Source organism: Acidobacteriota bacterium, from assembly GCA_039028635.1.
In the GTDB taxonomy this organism is placed as follows: Bacteria; Acidobacteriota; Thermoanaerobaculia; order Multivoradales; family JBCCEF01; genus JBCCEF01.
Genome location: JBCCHV010000109.1, coordinates 1 through 6,304 on the forward strand (window position 1 = coordinate 1; position 6,304 = coordinate 6,304).

At 68.0% G+C, this 6,304-nt stretch carries 4 protein-coding genes; 1 reads left to right on the forward strand and 3 read right to left on the reverse strand.

The features are described from left to right. Window positions 1-104: 104 nt before the first annotated feature. From AAF604_24580 to AAF604_24590, 3 genes are all read right to left on the reverse strand, one after another. A complete protein-coding gene (locus AAF604_24580) occupies window positions 105-470 on the reverse strand; it encodes a hypothetical protein (GenBank protein MEM7052861.1) in 366 nt (121 codons plus the stop codon). Window positions 471-554: 84 nt separating this feature from the next. Continuing rightward, window positions 555-2,870 carry a hypothetical protein gene (locus tag AAF604_24585; GenBank protein ID MEM7052862.1) on the reverse strand — a complete coding sequence of 772 codons (2,316 nt, stop codon included), beginning with the start codon at window positions 2,868-2,870 and terminating at the stop codon, window positions 555-557. A 147-nt stretch (window positions 2,871-3,017) separates the two neighbouring features. Then, a complete protein-coding gene (locus tag AAF604_24590; protein MEM7052863.1) occupies window positions 3,018-5,294 on the reverse strand; it encodes an aminotransferase class III-fold pyridoxal phosphate-dependent enzyme in 2,277 nt (758 codons plus the stop codon). A 177-nt stretch (window positions 5,295-5,471) separates the two neighbouring features. Here AAF604_24590 and sucC point away from each other — a divergent pair. Then, window positions 5,472-6,304, forward strand: an 833-nt coding sequence (sucC, locus tag AAF604_24595; protein MEM7052864.1) for an ADP-forming succinate--CoA ligase subunit beta, incomplete at its 3' end; no start/stop codon positions are given.

The window sequence follows — 6,304 nt, forward strand, 5'->3', positions numbered from 1 at the left end:
GGGCGCCGAGGACGGGGGTGAAGGCGCGCGACATGCGCGAAGCCGGGCCGCGTAGGCCTGAGGGGGGCGCCTTTAGCCCCCCTGAAAAAACAGCCAGCAGCCTGCTAGCTGCCGCCGCTACCGCCGGTGCAGATGCAGTTGTGCTTGGCGTCGAGATAGCCGCCCGTGTAGCCCTGGTTGATGCAGCCCAGAATGCAGTAGCGCAGGCGCAGGCACATGGTGCTGCCGGAGGGGCAGTAGCAGGCGATGTCCTCCGGGTGGCATTGCGGCTCGTTGTCGTTCCCCGGGCAGTGCGGGTCTTGCGGATGACATTCGTAGGACTGGTTGGGGGCCGGCGGGGCGAGATCCTGCAGCAGCGTGGCGATTTCGGCGTCACCGTCCGTGGGGGCGGCCGGGAGGTCGCTGGCGACGGCGGAGCCGGCGGCGATCAGGCAAAGGAGAGCGCAGGAGAGTAAGAGACGTGATTTCACCAAAGTTCCTCCTTACGTAATTTCACTTCGAAATAAGGAGAAGATCCTATCAGGGAGGCGGATAGTCGACTTTCGTCCGGAACCCTACTCGACGCTTGCCGACCAGGCTGAGGTATTGCCGGACTCGAAGCCGTCCTCGAACAGCGGCCTCAGATTCGCCTTCCAGAAGCGCAGCAGCTCGGCCAGGGCCTGGGGTGAGTTGGTCGGGGTCGTCCCACCGGTCTGGTCGCTGCTGCTCAGGCCATGGCACGAGGCGCAGGTCCGGATCTCTCCCGGCTGGAAGGTGAGCCAGTAGCGCTCCCGCACCACCGGTGTTCCGGCACCGTCGGTGAGCTGCCAGCTGAGGGCACGGCGTGCCGGCACGAAGGCGGCGAGGGAGCCGTCCGGAGCGACGGCGACACTGGCTGGCGGACCGCTGGGATTGGGCGGGTTGCGCACCTGCGGGTCGTGCAGGTGACGGGCCAGCACGCGGCGCCCCGGCCGAGGACTGTCGGCACCGCCGATCCCGCGTACCTGGTCGGCCTGAAAGAGCTGCAAGTACTCGACATCGTAGACGGTGCCGCTGCTGCCGATGGTGGCGACGCCGCCGGGAACCGAAAGGTTGAAAGGCTGCTGCTCGTCATGACCATCGCGGTTGGTGACGTCGCGGCTGATGATGAGCGCCAGCTCGCGGTCTTCGAGATAGGAGCGCAGCTCCGCGGGCTCGACCTCTTCCTGGTCGAACATGGCCTGTTCCGGGGCTGCGATCAGCGCCTGCGGCAAGGGCGGCCGGGGGCGCGCTCGGACTTCTACCGCCTCGAGCTCCCAGAGGTCTCCCGAGTAGCTCACCAGGACGTCGGGATCCCAAAAGCTGAGGTTCTTGGGCAGGCCTGGAGTGAGGGCCTGGCCGGCTTCCAGGTAGCCGTTGGTTGCGGGCGCTAGAAAGCGCAAGCGGTAGTCGTAGCGCGGATCCGGTTGGGCGCGGGTGCCGTCGTTTCCGGCGGCGCGGGTCTCGGCCGTGTGACTGGCCAGGATGCGGCCGTCGCTCAGCACCAGTGGGTCGCGGTAATGGCCCGAGTGATCGGCCGTCGGGGTGCCGCCATCGGGGGTGACGGTCTGCGTATCGCGGTGCGTCAGGTAGGTGATCGCGATGGCGTCCGGTGCTTGGCCCGGTGGCGCCGACAGCGCGATCACCTGACCGGAGCCCTGCGTCTGGAACTCGGGGGCGTCGATGGCGAGATAGCGCCCCGGCTGCGCCGGATCTTCGGCCACCTGAAGCAGGTTGTGGGCCACGTTGTCGTTGAAGCGGTCGCTGGCGGCGGCGATGAACTCGCGCAGATTCGGGTCGTCATTGAGCGCGCGGTTGAAGTAGCCGTGCAACTCGTGGCGCCCGATGTGGTTCAGGGTTTCGAGCTCGCGGCCGTCCTGATGACTCTGCCAGATCAGGAAATGGTTGAAGCGGTGGCCTTCGAGGTTGGTGCCGGCGAGCAGGTCCGTGCGGCTCGGCCGGGGCTCCGGAAAGATCTCCGTCCGGGTGGGAAGGATCGCCGCATCGGCGCTCTCGTCGGCGTAGTCGAAGGTGCCGTAGACGTCCTGCGGTGACGTGTCGTCGGCGTCGGCTTGCTGGTCACGCTGCAGGTGATCCCAGCGCGAGAACAACACCCGTCCGAACGAATCGACCATCGGGCTGAAGTCGCCGGAGGGTGAGAAGTCGAGGAGAGCGAGGTCGCCGGTGGTGGGATCGAGGCTCCAGACGCCGGTGACGGTGGCGACCTCCTCGTACTCGTCGAGCAAAGGATAGAGATGGGCTTGGCCCTTGCGCGGCCGGTCGCTGGTAAACAGGATGCGGTCGTCCGAACCGTACACCGGGCTGATGTTGTTGTAGGTGATGGGCTGGTTGGGGACTTTGGTGATCACGGCGGTGTCCGCCGGGCCGAGGCCGGTGACCTCGTAGAGCTGCCAGGGAAAGTCGATCACCTGGTACTGGCTCGCTGGGGCGCCGACCACCATGCTGAAGATCGCCTTCTGACCGTCCCAGTGGACGCTCGGCTCCCGCACCGCGATGGCCGTTGAGCCTTGGAATCCGCTGGCGACGCCAAAGCCCGCCTCGGCCGTCAAGTTGCGCCGGCTGCCGTCGGGAAACTGTATCCACAGGTCACCGCCGCGCCCGGCCGAGCTCATCGCCGGGTCGTGGTTGCCGAACACCGAGGCGCGAGCCGCGAAGTCGGCTCCGAGCGGAAACTGAGTGACGAACAGAATCGGGTGAGGGAGCTCCGCGCCGCTCGCTGCCGGCTGAGGGGCGCCCGGCTGAGGGGCGCCCGGCCGAGGGGAGGCGGTCGGCGGGGAGTGCTGGGTGAAGAGCAGGAATACGCTGACGAGGGCCCACGCTGACAAGCGCGCGCCAAGGCGGGTGTCGCTCACGGCAAACCTCCAGAGGACGGCTCTCGAGCAGTTGGCGTCCGCCGCTTGCGAGGAACCATCAAGGAAAATCAAAGGCCATTTGCAAATTGACCAACATCAATTATTCATATCTGCCGAAGGCGCCGCAAGGCGGCTCCGAGGGCGCCGCTAGCCCTGAACCCCGGCGAAGGCCGAGTCGAGGGCCCGCAGGGCGCGGTCGACGTCGTGCTCGTCGAGGGCGAGGGGAGGCTTGATCTTGATGACGTTGTGGAGCGGGCCGTCCGTCGACAGCAGGATGCCCTGCTGCTTGGCCGCCTCGACCACGGCCTGGGCCTCGGTCGCTGCCGGTTCGAGGCTGGATCGGTCGCGCACCAGCTCGACTCCCAGGAAGAGGCCGCGGCCGCGCACGTCTCCGATCAGGGGGTGGCGGGTCGCCAGCTCTTCGAGCCCGCTGCGGAAGCGTTGTCCGAGCCGGCGGGCGCGCTCCTGCAGTCCCTCTTCTTCGACGACGTCGAGGACGGCGAGGCCGACAGCGCAGGACACCGGATTGCCGCCGAAGGTGCAGAAGAACTCCATCCCGTTGTCGAAGGAGGAGGCGATCTCGGGGGTGGTGACGACGGCGGCCAGCGGGTGGCCATTGCCGATCGGCTTGCCCATCACTACCACGTCCGGCACGACGCCTTGTAGCTCGAAGCCCCAGAAGGCATCACCGACGCGGCCGAAACCGACCTGCACTTCGTCGATGATGCAGAGGCCGCCGGCGGCGCGGACGGCGGCGAAGGCACCGGCGAAGTATTCCGGCGGTGGCTCGACCTGGCCGCCACAGCTCAGCAGCGACTCGGCGAGGAAAGCCGCCGGCGAGGTCGCGGCCGCGGCCAGGGCCGATTCGACCTCGGCGGCGTAGAGCCGGCCGGTGGCCGGCGTCATGGCGCGGTAGCGACCGCGATAGGAGTCCGGCGCCGGCACCACGGTGACGTCGCCGGTGGGCTCGCCGCGGCCGCCGGGGCCGCGGAACTTGTAGGGTGAGAGCTCGATCAGGCGTCCGGTGTGACCGTGGTAGGCGCCCTCTAGAACCACCATGCGGTCGCGCCCGGTGTGGCACTGCGCCAGGCGTAACGCGAGCTCGTTGGCTTCGCTGCCGGAGTTCACCAGATAGCAGACCGAAAGCGGCTCCGGCAGCTTGGCCGTCAGGCGGGTGGCGTACTCGGTCAGACCCGCATAGAGATAGCGGGTGTTGGTGTTGAGCTGTGCCATCTGGCGCTGGGCCGCGGCGACCACCCGGGGATGACAGTGGCCGACGTGGCAGACGTTGTTGACCAAGTCGAGAAAGGGCCGGTCATCCTGATCGAAGAGATAGGGCCCGCGACCGCGCTGGAAATGCAGCGGTTGGCGATAGGAGACGCTCAGGGAGGGGCCGACGTGGCGCTGGCGAGCGGCCAGGATCTCGGATTTCGAGAATGGTCGGGGGGCCGTGGCGGGGCGACCGCAGGCTTCGAGTGCCTCCTGCCGGGCCCTCGCCGGGGAAAGCTGCATCAGCTTGGCGAGGGCTGCCCAGGCCCGCTCCTCGGTGGCGAAGTGGTAGGCATTGGAAGACCCCGCGGCGCGGCGCCGGGCGGCGGTGGCGATACTGACCACTAGGCGGGTGCAGACAAGGGGATAGAAGACCCCGATCTCCTCGTCAGTGAGTGGGTATTCACGCTGGTATCCCGCCAGCAGGTCGCAGGCGGCGGCCCAGGGATCGTCTTCGCCGAGGCCGATGTAGGCCGCCGAGATGGCGGGCTCGGCGACCAGCCAGCTGACCCCGAGGTCCCCGAAGTCGAACAGGCCCGCGACCCTCTCGCCGTCGGCTGAAACGGTGACGTTGTAGTCGTTGGCGTCGCCATGGATCACCGCTCGCCGCACCTCCGGGGCCAGAGCGCGGAGGTGTCCCGAGTACTGCTGCAGGGCGGCATCGAGGAGAGCCCGGCGAGACGCCTCGGGAACCCAGCGGACGTTGCGAGCGGCGCGGCTCGCGTGGCGCAGGTCCCAGTCGTGGTCGCGATCCGCGGCCGGGTGCACGAAGTCCGCCAGGGCGGCATCGAGACGGCCGAGGGCGCGGCCGAGGTCGCGCCGCAGGGCGGCGCTGCGCTCGCTGCGATGGACCCACAGCTCCCCCGGGACCCACGACAACAGGCGCACCTGGCGGCCCTGCCATTGGCCTTTGCCGACTAGGTGCGGCAGAGCGATGCCGACGGCGTACTCGGCCAGGTGGGTGAAGACCGAGCTTTCGAGGGCGACCAGGTCTTGGTTGCGTCCTTCCTGCGCGACCTTGAGAACCAACCGCTCGCCGCTGTCCTGGCGCAGCAGGAAATTCTGGTCGACGTCGCCGTCCAGGGCCTCGGCCGCGACCTCGAGGCCGAAGGACTCGCGAGCGAGCTGGGCGATGTCTTGGGGAGAGATGGCCATGGCGGGCAGTCTAAGGGAAGCGGGAGGCCTCTTGGGTGGTGCTGTGGCGACAGAGTGGAGGGTTCCCGCGAGGCCGCCTTTTCACGGCCGATCCTGATAGAGTCCGGCTCGCTCGAAGCCCACCGCCCGAGGCCTGCCCTGGGGTCGGGGGATCCCCTTCAAGATCCGGAGGTCATCGTGAAAATCCACGAGTATCAAGGCAAGGAGATCCTGCGCCGCTATGGGGTGGCGACGCCCCGCGGGCAGGTGACCGACGATCCCGCCGAGGCGCGGCGGATCTGTGAGGAATTCGGTGGTCGTTGTGTCGTCAAGGCGCAGATTCACGCCGGTGGGCGCGGCAAGGGCGGCGGGGTGAAGCTGGCCGGATCGCCGGCCGAGGCGGAGGAGCTGGCGGGACAGATCCTGGGCATGCAGCTGGTGACGCCGCAGACCGGCCCCGGTGGCCAGAAGGTGCGCCAGGTGTTGATCGAGGAGGCTCTCGACATCGCCGACGAGCTCTACGTTTCCGTGACCCTCGACCGCCAGAACGAGACCCTCGTCCTGATGGCGTCGAAGGAAGGCGGTATGGACATCGAAGAGGTGGCGGAGAAGACTCCCGAGGCGATCCTCAAGGAGTCCGTCGACCCCCATCTCGGGCTGCTGCCCTTCCAGGCGCGGCGTCTCGCCGGCGGCCTCGGTCTGAGCGGCGGTACCGCCCGTCAGGCCGCCAAGCTGCTCACCGCCCTGGTCAAGGCCTACGTCGATTCCGACGCTTCGCTGGTCGAGATCAATCCGCTGCTGGTGACCGGCGGTGGCGACGTCCTCGCCCTCGACGCCAAGATGGGTTTCGACAGCAACGCCCTTTTCCGGCACAAGGATGTCGCCGCGATGCGCGATCTCGCCGAAGAGGATCCGGCGGAGGTCGAGGCCAGCAAGTTCGGTCTCAACTTCATCAAGCTCGACGGCAATATCGGTTGCATGGTCAACGGCGCCGGGCTCGCCATGGCGACGATGGACATCATCAAGCTCTA

What these genes read in the sequence shown, in the direction of transcription:
- AAF604_24590 (MEM7052863.1), bottom strand. Translation starts at nt 5,294, where the DNA reads ATGGCCATCTCTCCCCAAGACATCGCCCAGCTCGCTCGCGAGTCCTTC.